The following is a 25,739-nucleotide window of genomic DNA, read 5'->3' as shown; positions in this document are numbered from 1 at the left end:
AGAGCCAATAAAGTGATCTTCATTTCGCTTCCCTAAACATAATGGCTCAAAGAATCAATCCCCTTTGATTCCCGACTACTCCTTTTCCTTCCCACACATTTGTTGGCTCTTGTGGGAAGGTTTTTTCATACAAAATCATATTTATTGGTATAAGCGTTATGTCTCTTAGGTAATATTATTCCTATTTTCTTTAAAAAATTTGGTATAATAATGCGATGAAAAAACGTAAAAAGAAAATTTTCGCTTTATGGACAATTAGCATCTTAAGCCTACTGCTGCTCGTTGATTTGGGGATTACTTATTATTTCTACTCCGTTGCCTATGTCCGTAATGACGCTCCCGTGGGCCAAGTTCAAGCATCAAGTAAAAATTATCCTCTCGTCACACAATTTGATAAGCTGAATAAAAAAACACTTACCATGGAAAATGGTGGCTTAAAGCTCAATGCTTGGTACATCCCAGCGGAACATAAAACAAATAAAACAGTTATTGTTGTCCACGGTTTTCGCCAAAATAAAGAAGCGATGCGCCAATATGGACAACTCTTCCATGATTTAGGCTATAATGTGCTTATGCCTGACAATCGTGCTGCTGGAGCCTCAGAAGGTCAGCTCATTACTTATGGTTACTACGATAAAAAAGACGTGATTGCCTGGTCAAAAAAATTAATACAAGAAAACCCTGAAAGTCGTATTACTTTATTTGGACTTTCTATGGGAGCTGCAACTGTTATGATGGCATCAAGTGAGACAGAATTACCTAGCTCTGTCAACAGTATTATCGAAGATTGTGGCTATACTGATGTTTGGTCGGAAATTACCTATCAAGCCAAATCGACCTACAATATTCCGCCATTTCCCCTTGTCTATAGTTTATCCGCTATGAATAAAGTGCGCCAAGGTTGGTTTTTAAAAGAAGCAAGTGCGACACAAGCACTCTCTCAAAACAATCGCCCTATCCTCCTTATCCACGGCGATTCAGACACTTATGTGCCTACGTCAATGCTTAAGGAAAACTACCAAGCAGTCAAGACAGGAACACCAAAGGAAATGCTTTTGATTAAAGGTGCTGCACATGCCAAGGCCTTTGAGACAAATCCTCAACTTTACCGTCAATCTGTTGAAAAATTTCTGAAAAACTATAACGATTGATTATTTTACAGTGCTAAACACCCTATTACAGTTTATTCTTGCATTCCCCTTCCTAAAATGGTATTATATTAAAGTACCAATTCGCGGAAGTGGCGGAATTGGCAGACGCGCAGGATTAAGGATCCTGTGGCCTATCTTGGCTGTGCGGGTTCAAGTCCCGCCTTCCGCATATTATTTAAACGTCTAGTAATTAGACGTTTTTTTGTTTTCTCATCTGCTTCAAAATCATTCACAAAAATGGTATAATAATGACATCAAGAAACTATATATTTGCAATACTCAAGGCACTTAAGTCTTGAAACAAGGAGATAATAAACCACGATGATGAATATGCAAAACATGATGAAGCAAGCACAAAAATTGCAAAAACAAATGCAAGCTTCACAAGAAGAAATTGCCAACACTACTTTTTTTGGTAAAGCAGCACAAGATTTAGTAATCGCTGAATTTTCTGGTGATCGTAAATTAACAAACTTGACAATCAAGAGTGATGTGATTGACCCTGAAGATCCTGAAACATTGCAAGATTTGGTTGCAGATGCTGTAAACGATGCTCTCACTCAAATCGAAAAAACTACTGAACAAAAACTAGGTAAGTTCTCTAAAGGACTCCCCTTCTAATAAAATAGCCTCTGAAGGCTTTTTTATTTTATTCTTCTTATTAATTAGAATAAAAAAATCGAAAATAGGGACTTTGATCATTCTTAAAATACAAAAAAACGCGAATTTCTTCGCGTTTTTCTTATTTTGTATATTCTTCAACGAGTGCGACAACTTCTTCCATTGTTGCACATTCAGTAAGAGCTTTGTTTGAAAGTTCTTCCATCTTAGTTGAATCCAAACGTTTCATCAATGAACGTGTTTGAAGTACAGATGTTGCTGACATTGAGAATTCATCAAGTCCGATACCCATAAGAAGTGGAACAGCAGTTTGATCACCGGCCATTTCACCACACATACCAGCCCATTTGCCTTCTGCATGCGCAGCTTTAACAACATTGTTGATAAGGCGAAGGATAGACGGGTTGTAAGGTTGGTAAAGGTATGAAACTTGTTCATTCATACGGTCTGCAGCCATTGTGTATTGGATCAAATCGTTAGTACCAATTGAGAAGAAATCAACTTCCTTCGCAAATTGGTCAGCCAACATTGCTGCTGCTGGGATTTCGATCATGATACCTACTTCGATACCTTCAGCTACTGGAACACCTTCGGCGATCAATTTAGCTTTTTCTTCGTCGTAGATTTTCTTAGCAGCACGGAATTCTGTAACCAATGCAACCATTGGGAACATGATACGGAGTGTACCGTGAACTGATGCACGGAGAAGTGCACGAAGTTGTGTGCGGAACATTGCATCACCACTATTAGAAAGTGAGATGCGTAAAGCACGCCAACCCAAGAATGGATTCATTTCTTCTGGCAAGTCGAAGTATGGCAATGTTTTGTCACCACCGATGTCCATTGTACGAACAACGACTGGTTTACCATTCATGCCTTCAAGTACTGCTTTGTAAGCTTCGTATTGATCTTCTTCCGTTGGGAAGTCTTGAGCATCCATATAGAGGAACTCTGTACGGTAAAGACCAACAGCTTCCGCACCATTGTCGTTAACACCTTCAACATCTTTAGGTGTACCAATGTTTGCAGCTAACTCAAAGTGTTTACCATCAGCTGTTACTGTTTCAGCATCTTTAAGAGCAGCCCATTCAGCTTTTTGTGCCGCATACGCTTCACCAGCTGCGTGGAATTCGCTTTGTTGCTCTGGAGTTGGATCAAGAACAACTTCACCTGTTAAACCTGATACAGCCATAAGTTGACCTTCAGAAACAAGTTCAGTGATATTGTTTGTACCCAATACAGCAGGGATTTCAAGCGTACGTGCCATGATTGCTGAGTGAGATGTACGTCCACCAATGTTTGTAACAAAGGCCTTAACGTACTTCTTATCAAGCTGTGCAGTATCTGATGGTGTCAAGTCTTCAGCAACAATGATCACTTCTTCGTTAATCAAAGCTGGGCTTGGCAATTTAACACCAAGAAGGTTTGCCATTACACGTTTTGTAACGTCTTTAATATCGGCAGCGCGCTCTTGCATGTAAGCATTGTCTTCCATACCTTCAAAGATAGCAATGAACATGTCAGTGATTTCTTTAAGGGCTGCTTCAGCATTAACTTTTTTAGATTCAATAGTAGCTTTGATTTGAGCGGTCATATCTGGGTCTGCAAGAACCATCATGTGTGCGTCAAATACGGCTGCAGCTTCTTCTCCGAGGCTATCTACTGCTTTATCTTTAATGATTTGAAGCTCGCTTTGAGCGGCAGCAAGAGCTGCATCAAGACGAGCTTCTTCATTTTCGATATTCTCAACAGTCACTGTCTCAAATGACAAATCAGGTTGAACAAGCAAGTATGCCTTCGCTACGGCTACACCTGATGATGCAGCGATACCTTTAAGCATAGATGTCATTATTCAGCAAGACCTTCCTTAACCATTGTTTCAGCGATTGTGCTCAATGCGTCATCAGCATCAGCACCTTCAGCAGTGATAGTTACATCAGCGCCTTGACCAACACCGAGTGACATAACACCCATGATTGATTTAAGGTTTACAGATTTACCTTTGTATTCAAGGTTAATTTCTGAAGTGAATTTAGAAGCTGTTTGAACGAGCAATGTAGCTGGACGTGCGTGGATACCAGTTTCTGCAACGATGTGGAATTCTTTAGATGCCATTTTTGGAATCTCCTTATTTCAATTTTTATTCGATAATGCCTTTTTGTTCAGCATATCTATACTTTAACATTATACTACAAAGTGAAAAGGTTTGCAATCATTTTTTCATTAAATTATCTTCATCATTTCGGCTTTTTTATTTATCCTCTGAAATTATTATATTTCCGCTTGATAAATCTCCTGAATCAAGGCCTCTGTTTTCTCCCAACCAAGACAAGCATCCGTGATTGATTTTCCAAACACTTCCGGTCGGTCTTGACGTCCATCTTCTAAATACGACTCAATCATAAAGCCACGTACATAACGGCGTATTTTTTCATCCCAATCACGATTAACTAAAGTTTGTCGTACAATTCGAATTTGCTCCATATATTTCTTCCCAGAGTTATCATGATTGGTATCCACAATGATAAAGGGATTCTTTAAGCCCATTTTTTCGTAATTTGCAATGACTTCCTGCAAATTATCCGTATAGTAATTGGGAAGATTTTTACCATGCTCGTCCTGCCCCCCACGTAAAATGGCATGTGCCAAAGGGTTCCCTGCAGTTTGAACTTCTGCACGGCCAAAGAGAAAGTCTTGCTCTTGCTGTGCTGCGTAAATGCCATTTAGCATGACTTTGATATTACCAGAAGTTGGATTTTTCATCCCCGTTGGCGCATCAATACCAGAAGCCACGAAGCGATGTTGCTGATTTTCCACTGAGCGGGCGCCAACTGCATAATAAGAAACTAAATCATCTACTAAAGGCAAGTTCTCTGGGTACAACATTTCATCAGCAGTGGTCAGTCCAGTTTGTGTAATAACTTTATAGTGAAGATCACGTACCATACGAATACCATTGATAAGATCAGCTTCACCTGCTGCATCTGGTTGATGAATGATTCCTTTATAACCTTCCCCGTTTGTTCGCGGTTTCGCTGTATAAACACGCATTACCATGAAAATCTTGTCTTTTACTTTTTCTTGGAGTTTAGCCAAACGATGTGCGTACTCCAGAACAGCTGCTTCATTGTCCGAGGAACAAGGACCAATAATTAATAAAAGCCGGGAATCTTCACCTTTGATAATTGCTTCTAATTCTCTGTCTCTTGCTTCTTTTCGCTGATGTTGTTCGCTATCAAGGTGGCCCAGCATTTTGACTGCATCAACATTTATCTCTGGGCTTATTATTTTGAAAGACATCTTTCTCCTTTCAATTTATTGATATCTTTTGTATTTATCAACTTAGAAAAATGAAACACCCTAAGTTAGGGTGTTTCGTCTATTTTATCACTTTTTTATCTAAGCTGTGTGAACGCGACCATGACAGTTCTTATATTTTTTACCTGAACCACATGGACACATGTCATTACGGCCAACTTTACTGAAATCAATACCTTCTGCAGAGGATTGTCCCACATTTGTCAAGTTTTCTTGTGAAGCCGTTACAGTTACACGCGGTGCTTGTTCTTGAACAGCGGTTTGCGGATGAATTTGAGCTTTCATCATCAAACGAGTTACTTCAAACTCAATAGCTCCAATCATGTTATTAAACATTTTGTGTGATTCTTCTTGATATTCAACAATCGGGTTGTTTTGTGCATAACCACGTAAGCCTACAGACTGACGCATTTGATCCAAATGATCGATATGCTCAGACCAATTGTTGTCTACTACACGAAGGATAACAGCACGTTGGAAGTCAATCTGACGCTCTTTATCGCCCAAGCGTTCCATTTGTGTTGCATAATGTTCTTTAACTTTTTCAAAAAGAAAATCTTTAATTTCTTGTGGGCTTTTACCACGAAGATCTTCAATGCTAAAGACATCCGCTGAAAGCATTGTATTTTCAACAGTTTCATAAAGATTGAGCAGATTTGCTTCTTCTTGAAGATCCCCTGTTGCTGCATGGCCATCAACTTGGCGATCGATTGTACGCTTAAACATACCATACAGAGCAGGTGTCATATCTTCAGTCGCCACAATCACTTCATGGCGTTGTGCATAAATAACTTCACGTTGTTCACGAATCACATCATCATATTGCAAGACTTGTTTACGTGAATCGTAGTTATTTCCTTCGACACGTTTCTGTGAACCTTCGATTTGTCGTGTGATTAAGCCAGATTTGATGACGGCATCATCACCACTGATACGCATACGATCAAGGAAGGCAGAAACGCGTTCGGAACCAAAACGTTTCATTAAATCATCTTCAAGTGAAAGATAAAATTGAGAGACACCAGCATCCCCTTGACGACCAGAACGTCCACGGAGCTGATTATCGATACGACGACTTTCATGACGTTCAGTACCGATTACCGCAAGACCTTGATATTCTGGATTTGGATGTTCTTTAACACCAGGGCCAAGCTTGATGTCTGTACCACGACCAGCCATATTGGTCGCAATGGTTACCGCTCCTTGTTGACCTGCATTCATAATGATTTGTGCTTCACGGAAGTGGTTTTTCGCATTCAAAACTTCATGCGGGATTTTAGCTTCGACCAATTTTTTCGAAATAATCTCAGAAGTTTCAACAGCCACAGTACCAATCAAAATAGGTTGTCCCTCAGCATGACGTTTCTTCACGTCATCCAAGACAGCATTTAGTTTTGCTTCAAGGGTTGGATAAAGCAAGTCTGGATGGTCCACACGTCGGATTGGGCGGTTCGTTGGAATCGGGATAATTTGAATATTATAGATTTCACGGAACTCTTCTTCTTCCGTTTTCGCTGTACCAGTCATCCCTGACAATTTTTTGTACATACGGAAGTAGTTTTGAATCGTAATTGAAGCCATGGTTTTAGATTCATCTTGAATCGGCACACCTTCTTTGGCTTCAATCGCTTGGTGTAAACCATCAGAATAGCGACGACCAGGCATTGTCCGACCTGTAAACTGGTCAATAATCAAGACTTCTTGTTGATCATCAACCATATAATCGATGTCATGAAGCATGATATAATTGGCACGGAGTGCATTGTCCACAAAGTGAGTCAAGGCAACATTTTCCATGTCATAAAGGTTTTCAATATCAAAGAAACGTTCTGCTTTATCTATCCCCTCATCTGTGAGTGAGATAGTTTTAGATTGCAAGTCAATCTTATAGTCATCGCCCTCTTCATAATCTTCACGACCAACCAGAGTCTTAGCAAACTGATCTGCACGGTAATAAAGCGCAGAAGAGCCCTCTGCTTGACCTGAAATAATCAATGGTGTGCGCGCCTCATCAATCAAGATTGAGTCAACCTCATCGACAAGAGCATAGTTGAGCGGACGCTGTACCATATCTTCAAAACGAGTGACCATGTTGTCACGCAAATAGTCGAAACCAAGCTCAGATGATGTCGAATAAGTAATATCACAGTTATATGCTTCACGTTTTTCTTCTGGTGACTTAGAGTTAAGGTTAAGTCCAACAGTCAAACCGAGCCAGTTGTATAATTCACCCATTTCGGTTGCATCACGTGTTGTCAAATACTCGTTGACTGTTACTACGTGTACACCTTTGCCAGAAATCGCATTTAAATAAACTGGCATGGTAGCTGTCAAAGTTTTACCTTCACCAGTACGCATCTCCGGAACGTCACCATTGTGGAGGACAATCCCCCCCATAATTTGCACGTGGAAAGGAAAAAGACCAAGGACACGTTTTGCTGCTTCACGGCAGACAGCAAAAACTTCATACAGCATGTCGTCAAGACTCTCACCGGCAGCTGCACGTTCTCTAAATTCTTCTGTTTTGGCCTGCAGCTGCTCATCTGCAAGGGCAGCCATTTCTTCTTCGTATGATTCGACTTTTTGAGCCATTTTATGTAATCTTTTGATCTCTTTTTTGTCGTTTTCTACTAATTTTTTAATAATATTTGCCATGTATTCTCCGTTTACTATCCAATAAGGGATATTTCCTTAATTTTAGCATTTTTAAAGGTTTTTTCCAATAGTTACCTCAAAAATATCAATACAGCTGTATCATTTAGCAACGTATTTGTAATTTGGATCAATTTCCTTATCGAGTTGAGCAAATGCAGCTTCCAAACGCCGATTTACTTCTTCGATACCTTCAGCATTTGCTTTTTTAATATCTGAAATATCAATAGGTTCCCCAAAATTCAATTGTACTTTTTCACGCTTAAAAATACCCTTCATTGATAAAGGACCTTGATAAACCGCAGGAACAATCCGAACTTTAGCCATTTTAGCGATAATTGTAACACCGCCTTTGAGTTCGTTGGAGTGCCGTGAACCTGTTGGAAACATGATGAGAGATTTGTCTGATTTTTTTAGCATCTTTACTGGATACTGAATGACTTCACGTCCAGGATTTTCACGATCGACTGGGAAGGCCCCACATTTTTTAATCCACCACGCAAAAAAAGGATTTTTAAAAAGCTCTTTCTTGGCCATAAAGATAAACTGTTTTGGACGTGTTGCAAAAGCCATATAAACAGGATCAAGAATCATGCGGTGTGGCGCTACCAAAATATAATTCTCAGACTTGTCTGGAATGCGTTCCGTATGATGGTATGTAGCCTTACCATTAAATATGAAAAGTAAAAAGCGAACTAAACCGCGTAAAAATATATAAAACATAACTGATAGAATACTCCTAAAAATATTTAGCTTTATAAATTTTATACTATTTACTTCAATTTGGCTAGTCAGAAAAGCAAAAAAACTCCTTCTGGAGTTTTTATTTATCAATTGACCTGACGCTAATCAATTTCTAAGTCGAGAATGGTCTGAGGCTTTTGGAGATGAATTGTTTGGAGCCCCACCTTCTGTGCTCCTACTATATTAGCTAAATTATCATCTATAAACAAAGTTTCCGCTGCCTGTAAACCAGAGCGTTCTAAAACCTCTTTAAATGCAACCATATCTGGTTTTCTCAGGTGTAAACTATGTGAATAAAACACCTGTTTAAAGTAAGACTCCAAAGTTCTTCCCGTTTGCTCTAAGCATCTTTTTTCAAAACATTTTGCATGGATACTGTTAGTGTTTGAAAAGAGAAAAATGTTATATTTTTCAGAAATTCTTTCCAGATAATTCATCCGCTCTGAACTAAAATCTTTCAAAATAAGATTCCAAGCTTCTTCTATCGCCTCATTATCCACATCGACTTTTGCTTCTTCTCGAAGACGGTCACAAAATCCTTCTGGTGTAATGAGTCCCAACTCCAAAGCTTCGAAAAAATCCACCTGTTTTTTCAAGGTGAAATAATCTTCGAAATCTGGAATACCTAATTTGTAGAATTGCTGCGTCATTCTTTCAAAATCTAGATCAAGGATTACACCGCCGAGATCAAAAATGATATTTTTAACTGTCATCGATTTTCCTCTGCTTTCTATTTTCGCGCATTTTTTGTATCAATAATTATTGTTACTGGTCCATCATTAATTAAACTGATTTCCATATCTGCACCAAATTCTCCTGCTTTAGTCGGGACAATCTGGTTAAGCTTTTCATTAAATTTAAGATACATCGCTTCTGCATATGCTGGATTCCCCGCTTGCGAAAAACTTGGTCGCGTTCCTTTGCGAATATCCGCATAGAGTGTAAACTGTGAAATAGAAAGTACTTCGCCAGAGATATCTTGTACAGATAAGTTCATCTTGCCATTTTCATCTGAAAAAATACGCATTTTACTGATCTTGCGTACGGCATAATCTAAGTCAAAATCTGTATCTGAATCTTCTACTGCGACAAGAAGTAATAGGCCAGATGTGATTTGATTTCTGATTTTATTTTCAATTTTTACTGAAGCTTCTTTAACTCTTTGGATTACTATTTTCATAATTTAATTTTAACAAAAAAACTATCCAAAAGGACAATTTTTTGCTATTTTATATTAACCATTGGTCCGTTTAACACTATAGACATCTGGTGTCATCTTAATCTTATCAACAATCAAAGTCAAATCAGATAGATTTTTTATTCCAATGGAAAGATGGATATTGGCCATTTTTTTATCCTTTGTTGGATGAGCATTAATTGAGATCAAACTTTTTGTTGTATTAGACAACACTTGAACGATATCATTAAGCAGATTCGGACGATTAAACGCATACACATGGATATTGGCCACGTATTCTTTAGTAAGGTGTTGTGAATCATCCCATTCTACATCAATCAGACGTTTTTCATAATCTTCTTGACTGCGAACATTTTTACAGTCTGCGCGGTGGATGGAAACCCCTCGACCTTTAGTGATATAGCCGACAATCTTATCCCCTGGCACAGGGTTACAACATTTACTGATATGCACCAACATACTATCAACGCCAGAAACACTCACACCACCATCATGGCGAATTTTCATGACATTTTTATTTTTGTTTTCACGTTTGACTTCGCCCTTCATTAGTTGTTCAGATTCAGCTTTCAGCTTTTCTTTCTCAACTTTACGGCGCTCACTTTCTGTCAAACGATTGAATACAGAAGTTGCTGATATTTCACCAAAACCAACTGCAGCAAACAGGGCTTCACTGTCCCGATAACTTAATTTTTCAAGTACTTCGTCCAGATGTTTTTTATCCAAATATTGGTTCGGTGTGAAACCATTCTCTGCAAGTTCCGTTTGCAGCATTTCACGGCCTTTGTGAATAGAGAGTTCCTTATCTTGGCTCTTGAAAAATTGCTTAATCTTGTTACGGGCCTTATTGGTCTTAACGAGTTTAATCCAATCACGACTTGGTCCAAATGAAGTTTTAGAAGTAATAATTTCTACTTTATCGCCTGTTTTCAGAACATAATTCAGCGGTTGCATCCGCTCGTTAATCTTCGCACCTGTTGCATGATCTCCCACTTGCGTATGAATAGCATATGCAAAGTCAATAGGACCGGAGCCAGCTGGCAATTCCTGAACTGCTCCTGTTGGTGTAAACACATAAATTTTGTCGCCAAGAATATCTTCCTGAACTGCTTTAACAAATTCCTCTGCGGAGTCTCCTGATTGTTCTTGAAGTTCCACCAATTCGTTAATCCAATTTAGTGTTTCCGAAATCTCATGAACGTCAACTTTAGCTTTACGCCCTTGCTTGTAAGCCCAGTGTGCTGCGACCCCGTACTCAGCAATCTGATGCATCTCATGGGTTCTGATTTGGAATTCCATCGGCCCCTTAGGTCCGTAAACAGTGGTGTGAACAGACTGGTAACCATTAGCTTTAGGGTTAGCAATATAGTCCTTGAAACGCCCAGGCATCGGCTTCCATAAATCATGGATATACCCTAGTGTCGTGTAAACGTCGCTTGTCGAGTTTGTCAAACAGCGAATGGCAATAAGGTCATAAATTTCATCAAAACGCTTTTTCTTATCGTGCATTTTACGATAAATAGAATAGATATGCTTTGGTCGCCCATAGATTTCAGCGTCAACTTGTGCATCTTTCATACGCTCATTTAGCTTCTCAATCACTTCTTCCACTAAATTTTCACGCGCTGCACGTTTTTCGTTCATTAAGCCGCGGATACGATAGAACTCTGTTTCATTAAGATAACGGAAAGAGAGATCTTCAAGTTCCCATTTTATGCTTCCAATACCCAAGCGGTGTGCAAGCGGCGCATAAATCGCCATAGTCTCACTTGAAATACGTTTTTGTTTGTCTGGTCGGAGATTTTTGAGAGTGCGCATATTATGAAGACGGTCGGCAAGTTTGACCAAGATAACTCGAATATCCTTGCTCATGGCCATCAACATCTTACGGTGATTTTCCGCAAGTTGTTCTTCATGCGATTTGTATTCTACCTTACCAAGCTTCGTTACTCCATCAACAATATTCGCAATCTCTTCACCAAAAAGTTCCACCAAGTCTGACTGTATAAAGTTAGTGTCTTCAACAACATCATGCAAAAAGCCTGCCGATACAGTTGCTGCATCAAGCTGTAGTTTAGCTAAAATTCCCGCCACTTGGATAGGATGGATAATGTAAGGTTCTCCGCTTGCACGATACTGTTCAGCGTGAGCTATTGATGCACACTGTAAAGCTTTACGTACCAGCAAGATATCTTTTTCATTCATGTATGCGGAAGCAAGTTTAACCACTTGATCTCCGGTAAGATTTGGTTCTGAGGGCATATTTTATTTCCTGTGAAGTAGCTCCACTTTCCTCCTTGATATATTTTTACTATTCTAACACATTTCTGCCTATAAATTTACGCTTTTAGTCCTTAAAGCGCGAGTTTTCGTCTCTTTGTTCGGTTTATTTCAACAAATCAAAGTAAGTTGAAAAGGCCGACAAGGCGTAGAGCGGTGCTGTCTCAGCACGCATAATACGCGGTCCAAGCCCGACAATCTCTGCACCTGCTTGTTCAAATAGCGCAATCTCTTCCGGTGCAATACCACCTTCTGGTCCAAAAAGCAGCAAAACTTTTTGGCCTGGTTTTAAACTCGCCATACTTTGAGCCAACTTCGCTTGCTCCCCTGCTTTAGCAGATTCTTCATAAGCAATTAAAACTTGGTCAAATTGAGAAAATGTAGCAACCAGTTCAGACAGTTTTTCAAAAAAACAGATTTCTGGCAATATTTGACGGCGAGATTGTTCTGCAGCACCCAATACAATTTTATCTAATTTTTCCTTCTTTTTAGCAAGCTTTTTGCTGTCCCATTTGGCCACAGACCATTTGAAGGGCGCAGCCCAGATTGCACTTGCGCCAAGTTCCGTTGCCTTCTCACTGATAAATTCTAATTTATCGCCTTTAGGGAAACCAAGCGCTACAGTAATGTGAACTGGAAGTTCCGTTTGCACTTCCAGTACCTCTAATAAACGTACCGTACATAGCTCGCTAGAAACAACTTCGGCAAGGCCCACTTTCCCCTCTTCAAAAACTAGCTGTATCTTCTCCCCCACACTCGTCCTCATGACTGTAAAAATGTGATGAACAGCTGCCTTATCGTCAATAGTAAAGTCTTCACCAATTTCTGGTTGCTTTTTGAACACAAAATATTGATTTGCCATACTTAACCGCCAATTACCCCTTCACGGTTTTCTGTCTTTTTGAAAATCACACAGTTCCATTCACCTTGAGTCATACGCGTTTCAAGGAAGAAACCAGCATTTTCTGCGGATGCAATAACTTTATCTGCCTTATCAGCGATGATACCACTCATAATCAAATAACCTTCATCTTTGACGAGACGGAAAGCGTCGTCAGTCATAAGTACAAGAATATCTGCCAAGATATTTGCTACGATAACTTCTGCTTGTTGCTCGATACCCTCCAATAAATTATTGGCTGAGATTGAAATTTTATCCGTATTTGGGTTAAGCTCGATGTTTTCACGTGCTACACGCACAGCAACTTCATCAATATCATAGGCATGAATTTCACTTGCGCCAAGATAAGCGCTAGCTACAGAGAGCACACCGGAACCTGTACCTACATCCAAGACCGTTTCGCCACCGCGAATTATTTGTTCTAGAGCATAAAGACTCATTTTTGTTGTTGGGTGCGTACCTGTACCAAAAGCCATCCCTGGATCAAGGCGAATCAGCTTCTCCGCTGAAGATTGTGGAGTATAATCTGTCCAACTTGGGACAATCGTCAAATCATGAGTAATACGAGCTGGTTCAAAATACTTTTTCCAAGCATCTGCCCAATCTTGTTCTGCAAGATTATTTGTACGTACTTCAACGTTGGTCACGTCAAAGCTTCCTGCTAAAGCATTTACCTTTTGTTCAATATCTGACTTGAGCTCAGTAATTGGCATATTTTCCGGATAATAAGCAGTCACTTCCACCATTTCTGACTGTTCTACCTGAGGAAGCACTTCTCCGAAAAGGTCCTTGTGATTAAGATAATCTGCACTGTCGTTAATTTCGACTCCTGCTGATCCTGCTTCAACTAAAATATTACTGATTGCTTCTTCCGCTGCACGAATGATGCGTACGGTGATACTGTTCCAATTATTCATATTATTGCTATTCTCTTCCTTATATTAATAACGAGGATACTTGAAAAAAGTTGTCTCCTCAAGATTTTCCAAACCTTTTTCAAATTTTTCTTGATCAAATTCAAGCATAAATTCTTCTTCATCGGAATTTAAGAAATCTATCAAAGCATCTAAACCTTCATCCGCTGTTTCTTGTAAGAACTCAACAAAGTAAGCAATATATTCACGAGATAAGCCCTTGTCTGAATAAGCCACACCTGCTAAATAGTCTTCTTCTGAAAACTTCGACTTGTTCGGATTATAAAAAATCACAGCATCTTCATAAAGTACATTTTCTTCTGACTCGACACCATCTGCATCCGAAAGAACAACGCCTTCTGGATTTGCAGCTTCCAAAAGGAAGCTAACTTCGACAGCGAAATTTCTTTTATCCCAATTTATCTCAAAATCATAACTGAAATTCTTGCTCAATTCTTCATCTAAAATATCTAAAAACCCGTACTTTGCCATTTTCTACCTCTTTTTCTGTTACAAGCAATTTCCTCTCCAATGCTTCGAATTAAAATAGCAATTGGGAGTTTAAACGTCGTAATACTTTTCTGTTATAATTATAACAGAAATAAAAATTATCTCTAGAGAGAAATATATGAAAATCAGACCTATCGAACCCCATGATTTCGCTTATGTGGCTAAAATCGAAAATCAAAACTGGACTTTAAAATCCACACCCTTTGTCATCAACAGCTCTGCTGAGAAAATAATGAAGAAAATATTGAAGGGAACACGTTATCTTCTTGCGGAAGAAGAGGGTGTTATTTTGGGTGTTTTAGATTACGGTCCCCGCAACAAGTCTGAATTTGGTTCACATGTAATTACTTTCGGTGTAATGACTGTAAAAGAAGCAAGAGGAAAAGGTGTTGCGACTCAGCTTATCCAACATCTTATCCACGAAGCACGTACCGAAAAATATGAAAAGATTACCATCAATGCAATGTCAAGCAACCCTACAGCAGTAGCTCTCTACGAGCGTCTAGGATTTCAACTTGAAGGGCGACTCAAAAAAGAGTATTTCATTGATGGTCTCTATGTTGACAGCTTAATTTACGCCTATTATCTCTAGGTAGTAAGGAGAACCGCTTTATATGACACATCAAAATTTAGCTCGCCGAATGCGACCGCGTAATATTGACGAGATTATTGGGCAATCTCATCTTGTTGGCCCTAAAAAAATCATTCGCCGGATGGTCGAAACAAAACTTTTGACTTCCATGATTCTTTACGGCCCTCCGGGAATTGGTAAAACTTCCATTGCCTCTGCTATTGCTGGCACCATGAATGCCGCTTTTCGTAGTTTTAATGCGACAACAGACAGCAAGAAAAAGCTACAAGAAATTGCCGCTGAGGCGGAATTTTCTGGACAACTGGTTCTTCTCTTAGATGAGATTCATCGTCTGGATAAACCTAAGCAAGATTTTCTCCTGCCTCTGTTAGAAAATGGTCAAATTATCTTAATTGGCGCTACTACGGAAAACCCTTATTTTAGTGTTGTGCCTGCCATCCGTAGTCGTGTGCAGATTTTTGAGTTAAAGCCTCTAGAAAGTGATGATTTACAGAATGCTGTAAACCTTGCCCTTGAAGATACGGAACGAGGCTTTAAATTCCCTGTTACTCTTGACGATGATGCTCTTTACTTCCTCACGCACTCAACCAACGGTGATTTACGCGCGGTTTACAATGCTTTGGAACTTGCCGTCTTATCTTCCGAAAACCATCATGTAACCCTGGAAGATATGGAAAACTCACTTCAACGTAAAGCACTAAGTTTTGATAAAGATGGCGATGCTCATTATGACCTGCTTAGCGCCTTACAAAAATCAATCCGCGGATCTGATGTAAACGCAAGTTTACACTATGCTGCACGCCTAATTGAAGGTGGAGACCTTCAAAGTCTGGCACGAAGATTGACAGTAATGGCTTATGAAGACATCGGTCTTGCCAATCCAGAAGCCGCTGTTCATACAATGTTAGGTTTACAAGCTGCAGAAAAATTAGGGTTTCCTGAGGCAAGGATACCGCTAGCAAATATCGTTATTGACCTTGCCCTCTCCCCTAAGTCCAATGCCGCTTATATGGCTCTGGATGCGGCAATAGGAGACTTAGGAAAATACGGAAATCTTCCCATTCCTGCGCACTTGCAAGATGGGCACTATGCGGGAGCTAAGGATCTTGGGCGGAGCGAGGGTTATAAGTACCCACATAATTTCCCAGAACATTGGGTGAAGCAGGATTATCTTCCCGATAAACTGCGAAAAGCAGATTACTTCCACCCTGATAAGATGGGCAAATACGAATGGGCCTTAAATGAACGTAAGAAATGGATCGAAAACCAAAAGAAAAATCGTCAAAACTGACGATTTTTTATTACTTATTCTTAAATCCCTTCAAGGCTCTTAAAGCATAAAGAATCGAAACAACATCAATAACCTCTTGGAAAAGAGCACCGATAATTGCCGGAATAAGCCCTGTAGCAGCAATTAACATCAAGATGACACAAATGATAATCCCAATCAAAACCGATTGTTTCGCAATGGTTAATGTATCACGACTAATATGAACTGCTTTTGTCACGGAAGACAAATCATTTTTCAAAAGCACAATATCAGCTGCTTCACTAGCGACAGTATTGTTTCCTGTCCCGATAGAAATACCGACATCCGCAAGTGTTAAGGCTGGAGCGTCATTGACACCGTCACCAACCATTATTGTCGGATGAATAGTTGAAGCTTGGATTTTGGCAAGCTTTTCTTCTGGTAACATACTACTGTAAACCTCGGTAATCCCTACTTGTGCTGCAATTTTATCGGCAACACGAGCATTATCCCCTGTCAGCATCGTAATGCTCTCAAAACCTGCTTGACGTAAATCTTTAATCACAGCGGGAGCATTGGCACGTAAAGTATCTGAGAAGGTTACTGCACCGATATATTGGCCATCACGTGACACATAAAAAGCTGTTTCAAAATCTAACCCCTCTGGTGCGCCCACAAAACTTGCACGCCCGATTTTAATTAATTGACCATTAATTTGCCCTGTCACACCTAATCCTGCAACCTCACTGAGGCTTTCTAATGCAAGACTTTGGACATTATGTGACTCTGCATAGCTTGAAACAGCCTTGGCCAAGATGTGAGTGGAAGATTTTTCGATGGTGTAAACAGTATTGAGTAACTCTTCTTGCGATATTCCTTCTGCTGGAACAATGGTATCTACTTCGATTTTACCATCGGTAATTGTTCCCGTTTTATCAAAGAAAATTGCCTTGGCTGTTGCAAGTTTCTCAATGATGGTTCCATTTTTAATTAAAAAACCATTTTTTGAGGAACGACTCATTCCTGAGACAAAAGCAATGGGCGCAGCCAAAATCAAAGGACAAGGACTTGCGACCACCAATACTTCTGCAATACGGACAGGGTCACCAGAGATAAAGTAAGCAACAGCTGCAATGATGTAGGCCATAATCGTAAATGGCACAGCGTAACGATCTGCTAAACGTACAAAATTTGCCGGCGTTGCTTCTGCTTCACGAACAAGAGCAACGATTTTTTGAAATTGGGATTCACTTGCTGCAACACTTGTGCGGATTTCGATACTGGAGCTGCCATTAATTGCACCTGAAAGAATTTCATCCCCTTGTTGTAACTCATTCGGTTTAGTTTCACCCGTAACAGAGGATTCATCCAGAATAGCTGCTTCTGAAAGGAGAACCCCATCGATAGGCACAACTTCCATAGGCTTAATCAAGAGATGTGCCCCTATCTCAACATCATCTAAGTCCATGTCGACGACTTTACCCTCTTGCATGACATGGGCAATATCTGGTGTTTTCTGCAACAGGGCAGACAATTCACGATTGGCACGTCCCGCTGCGTAATCCTCAAGCGTTTCACCTCCAACCAACATTAAAATAATGATTAATGAGGCCCAATATTCTCCTACCAATAGTGTTGCAATGATCGCAGTAATTGCGAGTAAGTCAACACCATAATTTCCTTTACGTAGCGTTTTAACCATCTCAATAAACATTGACAATGCTAAAATACCACCTGCAACAGTGATGATAAAACGCGCTACCAAAGGTGCATTAAAAGCAAACTGAGCCAAAATAGACGCAGCTGCTATGAAAAATACTAAAACAAGTTTTTGCCAGTTTTTCATGTTTTCTCCTTATAAAATAAATTTCCTGAAACTTTGCCCTGTTTGACTCAAAATAGTTTTCATCGAACACTGATTTGCTCGGGATAGAAAAATAATCCTTGTCGCACTTTGATTCCGAAGAACTGAGCTTTTATTTTATAAGTTACAACTTTCTTAACTATATATTAGCAAAAAACAGAGAATATTCCCAACCAGACAACTGTCAAAAGTCTTTGTCACTTTATCTATAGAACTTTTTCACCCAATAATTACCTTAAAAAAACGTCAAGTAAAAATACTTTACAAAGCTTGCTTTTTGAAAAAGATTAGTGTATTATAGTAAAGTACGTTTTTGGGCTTATCCAAAACGAAAAAATCTACGGAGGAATCAAACCATGGCAGTACCTGCACGTCACACTTCTAAATCTAAGAAAAACAAACGTCGTACACACTACAAAATGACAGCTCCAACTGTTACTTTTGACGAAACTACTGGTGACTACCGTCACTCACACCGTGTTTCACTTAAAGGCTACTACAAAGGCCGCCAAGTAAAAGACGCTAAATAAAAACAGTAAAAAAGTCAGAAAGGAACAGTTATGCGCGTAAATATTACACTTGAACACAAAGAATCTGGTGAACGTCTTTACCTTACTCAAAAGAACAAACGTAACAACCCAGACCGTTTGGAATTGAAAAAATACTCTCCAAAACTTCGTAAACACGTTATTTTTAAAGAAGTTAAATAAGTATTCATTAGACATCAATTGATGTTCAAAAATTGATTTTAGAGCGATTCTTGAAATTTTTAATTTCAAAGTGTAGCAATATAAATCTTTTGAATGACTACAAATTTGACTACATTTTCTTTGAAAATAATAGTTGTCGGATAAAGAAAAAATCCAGCTTAACTTTAAGCTGGATTTTTTCTTTAGATATTTTAAATATTTCTAAAATATCTAAATCAATTTCATTTGTAGTGGAATTATCTTTTTTATTAAAACTGTGCTATCTAAAGTAGGTATGATTTTTAGTGTTCAGAAAACCAAAATATTATGGAAAGAAGATTTTCTATCCTAAAACCATGCTCAATATAATAAGATTGTACTACTTCTTTCATTCTAAAAATAAATTATTCCTCAACTTTTACACCCTATTCTATATCACATAATAATATTGAACTTATCATAAATTAATCTCTCACTTTTTAAGTACATTTATATTAATGGAAAAAGAAAAAATTTTATTTTATAGGTTTACTTACTATATAATTTGATATAATAAACGATTTAGATAAAATATATACACTAAAAGATTATCAGAGCAAATTATGGGACGTAGAAATTATTGAACATAATGAGTCAGCAAAGTTCACCATAAAATTTACGAATTTAATTGATTTGATTGTAAATATTAGAAATAGGTATTTTCACCTAAATGATGGTTCAGGAAATCCTAATATAAAAAATAAAAACTATGATATGGATAACGTATTTAAACAACTAAATTTTACGGCTATTAATTGCTTGGCGATAATATTACTTGCAACCTCTAAGCATAGTTTTAACTCATATTCACTATTTTGGGACAACATATAATAAAAGAAACTATACTTTTTTAACAGTTTCTTCTATTATTTTTATTGATAAACTGCAATAATAATCTTTAGCTGCAATTTTTCCTAATAAGTGTTATACTAATTAAGTTATTAATTAACTTTAGGAGGAATATACATGACAAATTCTGTAAGTTCCAAAACTCAAGGAAAGTATAATATTGCTGCTTTCTTTAGTGGAGTTGGTGGAATTGAGTTAGGTTTCGAGCAAACCAACGAGTTCAGAGCGGTTTATGCTAACGAATTTGATAAGTACGCCCAAGCTACATATATTTTGAATCATCCCAATATACCTTTGGATTGTAGAGATATACATGATGTTAAGGAAGAGGAGGTGCTTGATAATTTAGGACAAGATAATATTGATATAGTTGTAGGTGGATTTCCCTGTCAAGCATTCAGTATAGCAGGATATCGCAAAGGTTTTAATGATGATAGAGGGGAGCTATTTTTTCAGCTTTTACGAATTATAAAGTCTAAAAAACCTAAAGCTATTTTTATAGAAAATGTAAAAAACATGGTTTCTCATGATCACGGAAATACATTTAAAGTTATTCGAGAAGCATTGACTAAAAATAACTATTTTATTAAATGGAAAGTATTAAACGGGAAAGATTATGGAGATGTACCACAAAATAGAGAACGTATTTATATAGTAGGATTTGACAATAAATTAACATATGATACTTTCAAATTTCCGAATCCAATTAAATTAAATACACGTTTAAGAGATGTAATCGATTTTTCAAAACTAGAATCAGAAAATTTTTACTACAGTAAAAATAAACAGCAATTTTTTGATAAATTAGAAGAAACTATCACTAGTCAAGATACAGTATATCAATGGCGACGTCAATATGTCCGTGAAAACAAAAATGGAGTTGTTCCTACACTTACTGCTAACATGGGGACGGGGGGGCATAATGTACCCTTAATACTTACAGATGAGGGTACTATTCGGAAATTAACACCAAAAGAAACTTTCAATGTTCAAGGATTTCCAAAATCTTTTAAGTTACCTCCGGAAACTTCTAATGGTCAACTATACAAACAAGCTGGGAACAGTGTGGTTGTTCCCGTCATAAAGAGAATTGCTACTAATATCGCAGAAGCCCTAAATACATCTGATGGTAGTCCACAGCTAGATAGAACTGGTGAAGTTGCAATAATATATACTAAAATGAATGGACAATTTGAAGGGGAATCGTACGTTAAAGACTTTACTGATAGCTACGATCAGGCAACAAAGATTATAAATGATTATAATGATAAATTACCAATCCTTTCTGATGAAGACTACTTGAGAATAATAAAGAAAAAGAATACTGCAGAATTTTATTCCATTATCTATAACAATTAAATAAGAAAACACCCTAACTCATGCTAGGGTGTTTTCTTCATTATCATCAATATTATAAAACTTTTCATATGTGCCTAATTCACCAAAATCAACTGAGTATTTACGTTCCCCAAGTTTTGTAAATATCACACAATCCACGTTGAATTTTTTTAACATCTCGTATGTAACTATTGTACCCTCCTCTAATTCAAAAACTTTACGAAGGAGCCAGTTACCTAATACTCTATTAGGATTACTCATGATTGCTTTTCCATCTTGTTGACATACTTTTGCCTCCATAGATGTTCCATCTGGCAATTGTAAATCAAAAGGAGTATCTCGTGAAGGAAAAAATTCTTCTCTAACCCTATCAACAGCAGGATAAGGAATATATATTTCATCCGGGTTTCGTTGACGCCCCCTTGCATTCCACTGATTTATACCGCTTCTTAGAGGTACCGACTTTCTTCCTTGTCTATCTGTAGAATATAATCTTAAACACAATTTATTATTTTGTAATTCTTCTCTAGATACTACCGTAGGGGAGATTTCAGATATTAAATCAGATAAAACATCATAAGGATCACTATAAATCTCTAGTTCCACAGTGTCTAGAAGTTCTATATTATCAAATATCATAAAAAGCGTATTTTTTGATCTACTAAAATGATAGGTATGGCGTCCATCTGTAAAATAGGTATTATTGTTATTCCCCCTATCGTTAATAAGAGAAATATTAGGTATATCAATCTCATCAAATGCCGCCTCATAAATGTGCATAGCATTAGGTACTCTTTTAACAATATGGTAAAGTATGGTACTTAGACCATGAGCATTCATTGTAGTTTTAATTCTCAAATTTCTATATTCTGCTATTCTTTGAACTAATTCTAAGCCTGTTAAATGTTCATACTCGGGTCTTAAGCGTCCAAATTCAGCAACTTTTTGGTCATCTCCACCAACCCACGTCTTCAAACCAATACCTATACCTGTTTCATTATTGTACGCATCCACTGAATCATCACTTCGACCATTATTATCTACATCGAAATATTTCGAAAAAATATTTTCATGTGCTCTATAATATAAATAAGGAGACTCTGAGTTAGAAAATAGACGAGATAAACTCCCCATAACCTTCAGCATTTTTTTGTAATCTTCTTGCTTCTCTCTTGATTGACGATCGTAAAACATAAATCCCCTTTGCTCCAACAGTTATTATCCTTATTATATCATTTATGTATTCACAAAGAGATATTGAGGGACAAAGTCAACTACCATGATATTTATTATTAATTCTTAGTGATTCTTGATTAGTTTGATTATCCCAACAAGTGTAAAGATAGTTTAATTTTGTTATTCCTAACATAGTAGTGTCATATGATGAATGCTTTCAATATTATTATAATTCATCTATGATTGTTTTTTTCATTTTTTGGAATTCTTTTTCAGTAATAATACTTTTCTCCAATAGATTATTTAATTTTTCTATTTTTTCAATATAGTCATCATTACCAGAATAACCTATCCGACTATCATTATTCACATAATCAGAAACAAAAACTTCTTCATCTTTTAATATTTTTATATCCTCTTCAAAATCTTTTTGAGTATAATTTACGTTTTTTCCTAATTCTTTTTTTAATCTATTCGCCATGGGCTTTAAAAAAAGATAGTTCATGCCTCCTGAAACAACCCCACCGACTAATGGAATAATTTTTGATACACCATTCGCAAAAGTTGCTTTAGTAAGTTTCGCTCCAAACATTGCCATAACTTTTTTTAGTATTGGATAATAAATTGTCTTCATTAGTGCTTTTTGAGGGATTTTTTGAAGTGCCTGTAAAGCCAGCTTATTAGATAAAATTCGGATAGCTGAGCCGGCTGAACTAATACCTAACATTACTCCTAAATAGAGTATCAGAGTGTTTTTGGCATTTTCAGTAAGTTCCCCCTGGTCATTCCATATATTATTATATCCATAGATATATGATATTTCTTGAGCAAGTTTCAAAGCATAGCCATAAAACTGAGCAACATCAGCAGGAATAGTTGCAGCCATTGCTATGCCCCCCGGTAAACCACTTATAAACGATAGACCACTTGATTGTATGACAGCAGCGTTTATAATATTTTGGGCTCTCTCATCTAGTTCTGCTTTTGAAAAAAAATCTTGAGGACCATCATCCAGTAGTTTTTGGATATCATCTACTTTATTACCAAATGTTTTCATTAAAAATTCTGATCTATCAACCTTAATGAATGGTAACTTCAACGATTCATTAATAACTTTTAGTGCTAAACTCTCGTTGTTTATTTCCATATGCTAATCTCCTAATTTCTTATATTATAAATCTTTGATGATTTCTTAAAACTCTCTATATTTTACAGAGAATTTTTATCATCTTAAACTATTCCAAGTTTTTACTATTGCTCGCGTATTTTAAGTTCTTCAGTTTCTGTAAGCTCTTTCTGAAGTCCCTTGCGCACTGCTTCTACTGATACACCAAATTTGGTTAGTTAAGGTATGGACTAAGTCCCAGTATATAAATATATGCTCTTTCATCTCCTTTTTTAATATCCGATTTTGGTGCACTTTAAGTTTTTGACGATGCTTATAATTTCTTACTTACCCAATACTTAATATTATTACAAAGAAGTAGAGAGAAAGCCTATCAGTATATTTTATTTTATAATTCCTGCCTCTTTTGCATCTTCCATTATTTTAACAGCTTGCCATTCTCTAATATTCGGGTATGTATCACCTAACGTGAACTTATTCAAGATAAACTTGAGATTATCCGTGGTTAGCTCATCTATGCGATAAATGCTTATCATGGTTGTAATATTATTACGTTCGGTTTCTGAAAAATCAATCCCGCCATTCTCTGATCTCTTTGTTTTTGGATAATGTTTAAGAAATGCGTCAAGCACTCTTTTATTTGCGTTGATTGCTTTCGTCTTTGCGTTTTGTCCCATATTTTAAACTCCTTTGTGTTGAAAATAAAGTCTGACCGTTCCATATCGTTGTAGGCCCTTCCCCTAACCTATAAAAACTATACTCGATGGTAAAGACGTTCTTCTAGCTTGGTACCTCACTACAGATGCTGAAACTGCAATTATTTTTCGAATTTCGCCATTTATATTTTATAACAAGGTCTCACTATTTTCATTTAAAATTAGAAATGACCATTCAAAATGGTGAATGTACTATCTTCTAACTCATATAATAAACTTTTAAACATTTTTATATAGTTTATCACTCTATAGCTATTCATTCCCCAATAAAATTTACACATTTAATTGTAACAGAAATATTAATTTGGAGCACTGCAGAAAAAACCTCCTAATATATTCAGTTTTCTTTACTCTTAAATCGTCTTTTTTGTGTTGCAATACTAATCCCAGTTTTTCGTTCAATCATTTTATAAGTCATCCCCTACTTCTTCAACTCAAAAGCAAAAGCAATTTGCTCTTCAGTAAATTTTTGAGGACGTCCTTCTTTAAATGAAGGATCATTGTCCCTGGCATATTTTTTCCCTTCACTCGTACGATTGACAATCATATCTCGTTCAAATTGAGCAAAGGCACTAAATATCGTAAAGATAAGTTGACCTGTTGGAGTGTTATCAATAATACCCATATTTAGAATATGCACTTTTATATCATTCTGGAATAGATGCTGAATAATTTCTAGAGCTTCTCGAGTATTTCTTGCAAATCGGTCCAACTTTGTCACAATAAGCATATCGTCTTTTTTCAGCTTACTAAGTAATTTTTGAAACTTTGGTCGTTCTGTTGTTGTTCCAGTAAACTTTTCTTGATATATTTTTTCTGCTCCTACAGATTTTAAATTTTCAATTTGACTTTCTAGTTTTGATCTGTTGTGCCCACTCGAGCGTATCCAAATTTCATATTTTCTCCTCTACTTATAACCCTGAGTTATGAGCCGTTAAAATCTCTTTATTTATAATATGCACAAAAAGAGCTCAAAACTGTTAAGTTATGAGCTGATATATATATTTTATTTTCCATTTAAAACTTACACGTGATTTTACTTTCAGCTTTAATTTCTTCAAGTAAAAAATAAGTAGACTTAAAATTTACTCTTAAGTGTTCGGATAGATTATCTAGTGGATACGTGTCTGATAGAACTTACATAATTAATAGTGTATAATTTATTTATGCAATCTTTATCAAGTATTTTGAAGGAATATGACCTTCAGACCTCCCTATTCATATTTTCACTACCGCTTATATCAGGTTTATTGATTTGGATAATTAAACTCTACCTCCAAAACATTTTCATCAAAGAAAAATATACTGTTCGAAAAAATATTTTAAAAAAAAAGGAGAAAAGTTATTTTAAAATTTACTACTGTGCTCTTTATTTAATAAGTTTTTTTGATGATGATATTTCTCAATTTGTTATCCCTAAGATTATGGAAAATAAAGATTTTGATTTGAACAAGTTAAAAGATAAAGACTTGCCCCAGATGTTTAAAAATATTAAAGTCAATGAGGAACAAAAAAAAATTATTTTATATTCAGTACTGGTATTGAAAATGAGTATGTGGGATACCTTATTTTTAAAAAATAGATCTTTTATTTTTGGAAAAATTCCTTGCCCCAATAAAATACAACGATTATTGACTAAATTTATTATTAATATTGAACATTCTTCTTATAGTGATTCTATGCAAAGGAAAAATATTATCCTACTTAGAAAAATTGTATTAGAACTTAGAAATGACCTTTTTAAAAAAAATTAAAACTATATTGTCATTTTTATTCTAAATAAATTCGTGCCCAACCTCTTTGACCTTCTAT

23 protein-coding genes, 1 tRNA gene and 1 pseudogene are annotated in these 25,739 nt (G+C 36.9%); 9 read left to right on the top strand and 16 right to left on the bottom strand.

All coding sequences use genetic code 11. The features are described from left to right. The first annotated feature begins 215 nt into the window (after positions 1–215). From lgb_RS00405 to lgb_RS00395, 3 genes are all read left to right on the top strand, one after another. Positions 216–1,151, top strand: a complete 936-nt coding sequence (locus lgb_RS00405; protein ID WP_249663226.1) for an alpha/beta hydrolase — start codon at positions 216–218, stop codon at positions 1,149–1,151. Between the two features lie 83 nt (positions 1,152–1,234). After that, positions 1,235–1,320: transfer RNA gene (locus lgb_RS00400), tRNA-Leu, on the top strand. Between the two features lie 152 nt (positions 1,321–1,472). After that, on the top strand, positions 1,473–1,772 hold the full coding sequence (locus lgb_RS00395) for a YbaB/EbfC family nucleoid-associated protein (RefSeq protein WP_019291923.1): 300 nt from the start codon (positions 1,473–1,475) through the stop codon (positions 1,770–1,772). Positions 1,773–1,893: 121 nt separating this feature from the next. Here lgb_RS00395 and ptsP read toward each other — a convergent pair whose 3' ends face one another. From ptsP to lgb_RS00340, 11 genes are all read right to left on the bottom strand, one after another. Next, positions 1,894–3,621, bottom strand: a complete 1,728-nt coding sequence (ptsP, locus tag lgb_RS00390; RefSeq protein ID WP_003133622.1) for a phosphoenolpyruvate--protein phosphotransferase — start codon at positions 3,619–3,621, stop codon at positions 1,894–1,896. After that, the gene (locus lgb_RS00385; RefSeq protein ID WP_003133620.1) at positions 3,621–3,887 is read right to left on the bottom strand and encodes a phosphocarrier protein HPr; all 267 of its coding nucleotides are present in this window, start codon (positions 3,885–3,887) and stop codon (positions 3,621–3,623) included. The genes ptsP and lgb_RS00385 overlap by 1 nt, the downstream gene beginning before the upstream one ends. A gap of 156 nt (positions 3,888–4,043) precedes the next feature. Then, entirely contained in the window at positions 4,044–5,072 is a 1,029-nt protein-coding gene (locus tag lgb_RS00380; RefSeq protein WP_019293824.1) for a 3-deoxy-7-phosphoheptulonate synthase, read from the bottom strand. A gap of 99 nt (positions 5,073–5,171) precedes the next feature. Then, a complete protein-coding gene (gene secA, locus lgb_RS00375; RefSeq protein WP_019293825.1) occupies positions 5,172–7,745 on the bottom strand; it encodes a preprotein translocase subunit SecA in 2,574 nt (857 codons plus the stop codon). A gap of 99 nt (positions 7,746–7,844) precedes the next feature. Continuing rightward, the gene (locus tag lgb_RS00370) at positions 7,845–8,465 is read right to left on the bottom strand and encodes a lysophospholipid acyltransferase family protein (protein ID WP_019291927.1); all 621 of its coding nucleotides are present in this window, start codon (positions 8,463–8,465) and stop codon (positions 7,845–7,847) included. A gap of 122 nt (positions 8,466–8,587) precedes the next feature. Beyond that, entirely contained in the window at positions 8,588–9,199 is a 612-nt protein-coding gene (locus tag lgb_RS00365) for an HAD family hydrolase (protein WP_019293826.1), read from the bottom strand. A 17-nt stretch (positions 9,200–9,216) separates the two neighbouring features. Continuing rightward, positions 9,217–9,666, bottom strand: a complete 450-nt coding sequence (gene dtd / locus lgb_RS00360; protein ID WP_019293827.1) for a D-aminoacyl-tRNA deacylase — start codon at positions 9,664–9,666, stop codon at positions 9,217–9,219. Positions 9,667–9,720: 54 nt separating this feature from the next. Beyond that, positions 9,721–11,946, bottom strand: a complete 2,226-nt coding sequence (locus lgb_RS00355; RefSeq protein ID WP_003133614.1) for a RelA/SpoT family protein — start codon at positions 11,944–11,946, stop codon at positions 9,721–9,723. 124 nt (positions 11,947–12,070) lie between these two features. Continuing rightward, on the bottom strand, positions 12,071–12,826 hold the full coding sequence (locus lgb_RS00350; RefSeq protein ID WP_019293237.1) for a 16S rRNA (uracil(1498)-N(3))-methyltransferase: 756 nt from the start codon (positions 12,824–12,826) through the stop codon (positions 12,071–12,073). A gap of 2 nt (positions 12,827–12,828) precedes the next feature. Next, positions 12,829–13,782 (bottom strand): 50S ribosomal protein L11 methyltransferase, encoded by a 954-nt coding sequence (gene prmA, locus lgb_RS00345; RefSeq protein ID WP_019293238.1) that lies wholly within the window; start codon positions 13,780–13,782, stop codon positions 12,829–12,831. A gap of 24 nt (positions 13,783–13,806) precedes the next feature. Next, the gene (locus lgb_RS00340; protein WP_017368678.1) at positions 13,807–14,271 is read right to left on the bottom strand and encodes a DUF3013 family protein; all 465 of its coding nucleotides are present in this window, start codon (positions 14,269–14,271) and stop codon (positions 13,807–13,809) included. Between the two features lie 136 nt (positions 14,272–14,407). Here lgb_RS00340 and lgb_RS00335 point away from each other — a divergent pair, with 136 nt between their 5' ends. Both lgb_RS00335 and lgb_RS00330 read left to right on the top strand, forming a co-directional pair. Next, positions 14,408–14,881, top strand: a complete 474-nt coding sequence (locus tag lgb_RS00335) for a GNAT family N-acetyltransferase (RefSeq protein ID WP_019293239.1) — start codon at positions 14,408–14,410, stop codon at positions 14,879–14,881. Between the two features lie 22 nt (positions 14,882–14,903). Then, positions 14,904–16,172 carry a replication-associated recombination protein A gene (locus tag lgb_RS00330; RefSeq protein ID WP_249663225.1) on the top strand — a complete coding sequence of 423 codons (1,269 nt, stop codon included), beginning with the start codon at positions 14,904–14,906 and terminating at the stop codon, positions 16,170–16,172. Between the two features lie 10 nt (positions 16,173–16,182). Here lgb_RS00330 and lgb_RS00325 read toward each other — a convergent pair whose 3' ends face one another. Then, positions 16,183–17,976, bottom strand: coding sequence for a heavy metal translocating P-type ATPase (locus lgb_RS00325; protein ID WP_019293240.1), 1,794 nt, complete (start codon positions 17,974–17,976; stop codon positions 16,183–16,185). 374 nt (positions 17,977–18,350) lie between these two features. On the opposite strand from lgb_RS00325, the gene rpmF reads away from it, so the two are divergent. The 3 genes from rpmF (at position 18,351) to lgb_RS00310 (ending at position 20,930) form a co-directional block, all read left to right on the top strand. Beyond that, positions 18,351–18,524, top strand: coding sequence for a 50S ribosomal protein L32 (gene rpmF / locus lgb_RS00320; RefSeq protein WP_003135292.1), 174 nt, complete (start codon positions 18,351–18,353; stop codon positions 18,522–18,524). 30 nt (positions 18,525–18,554) lie between these two features. Then, positions 18,555–18,704 carry a 50S ribosomal protein L33 gene (rpmG, locus tag lgb_RS00315; RefSeq protein WP_003135293.1) on the top strand — a complete coding sequence of 50 codons (150 nt, stop codon included), beginning with the start codon at positions 18,555–18,557 and terminating at the stop codon, positions 18,702–18,704. A gap of 984 nt (positions 18,705–19,688) precedes the next feature. Further along, positions 19,689–20,930: a DNA cytosine methyltransferase gene (locus lgb_RS00310; protein ID WP_019293854.1), complete on the top strand. Its 1,242-nt coding sequence runs from the start codon at positions 19,689–19,691 to the stop codon at positions 20,928–20,930. An 18-nt stretch (positions 20,931–20,948) separates the two neighbouring features. Here the strand turns inward: lgb_RS00310 and lgb_RS00305 are convergent, their stop codons facing one another. The 4 genes and pseudogenes from lgb_RS00305 to lgb_RS00290 all read right to left on the bottom strand — a co-directional run bounded on the left by lgb_RS00305 (position 20,949) and on the right by lgb_RS00290 (position 24,824). After that, positions 20,949–22,103, bottom strand: coding sequence for a hypothetical protein (locus lgb_RS00305; RefSeq protein WP_019293853.1), 1,155 nt, complete (start codon positions 22,101–22,103; stop codon positions 20,949–20,951). A gap of 208 nt (positions 22,104–22,311) precedes the next feature. Further along, on the bottom strand, positions 22,312–23,232 hold the full coding sequence (locus lgb_RS00300) for an EcsC family protein (protein ID WP_019293852.1): 921 nt from the start codon (positions 23,230–23,232) through the stop codon (positions 22,312–22,314). A 362-nt stretch (positions 23,233–23,594) separates the two neighbouring features. Beyond that, complete coding sequence (locus lgb_RS00295; protein WP_019293851.1) at positions 23,595–23,888, bottom strand: hypothetical protein; 294 nt, start codon at positions 23,886–23,888, stop codon at positions 23,595–23,597. A 376-nt stretch (positions 23,889–24,264) separates the two neighbouring features. Further along, positions 24,265–24,824: pseudogene (locus lgb_RS00290) on the bottom strand (recombinase family protein). A 269-nt stretch (positions 24,825–25,093) separates the two neighbouring features. Here lgb_RS00290 and lgb_RS00285 point away from each other — a divergent pair. Beyond that, positions 25,094–25,681, top strand: a complete 588-nt coding sequence (locus lgb_RS00285) for a hypothetical protein (RefSeq protein WP_019293849.1) — start codon at positions 25,094–25,096, stop codon at positions 25,679–25,681. Positions 25,682–25,739: the final 58 nt, after the last annotated feature.

It is taken from the genome of Lactococcus petauri, from assembly GCF_023499275.1.
Taxonomy (GTDB): Bacteria; Bacillota; Bacilli; order Lactobacillales; family Streptococcaceae; genus Lactococcus; species Lactococcus petauri.
The sequence above is the reverse complement of the archived record's forward strand: the minus strand, read 5'-3'. Positions and strand labels throughout refer to the sequence as shown.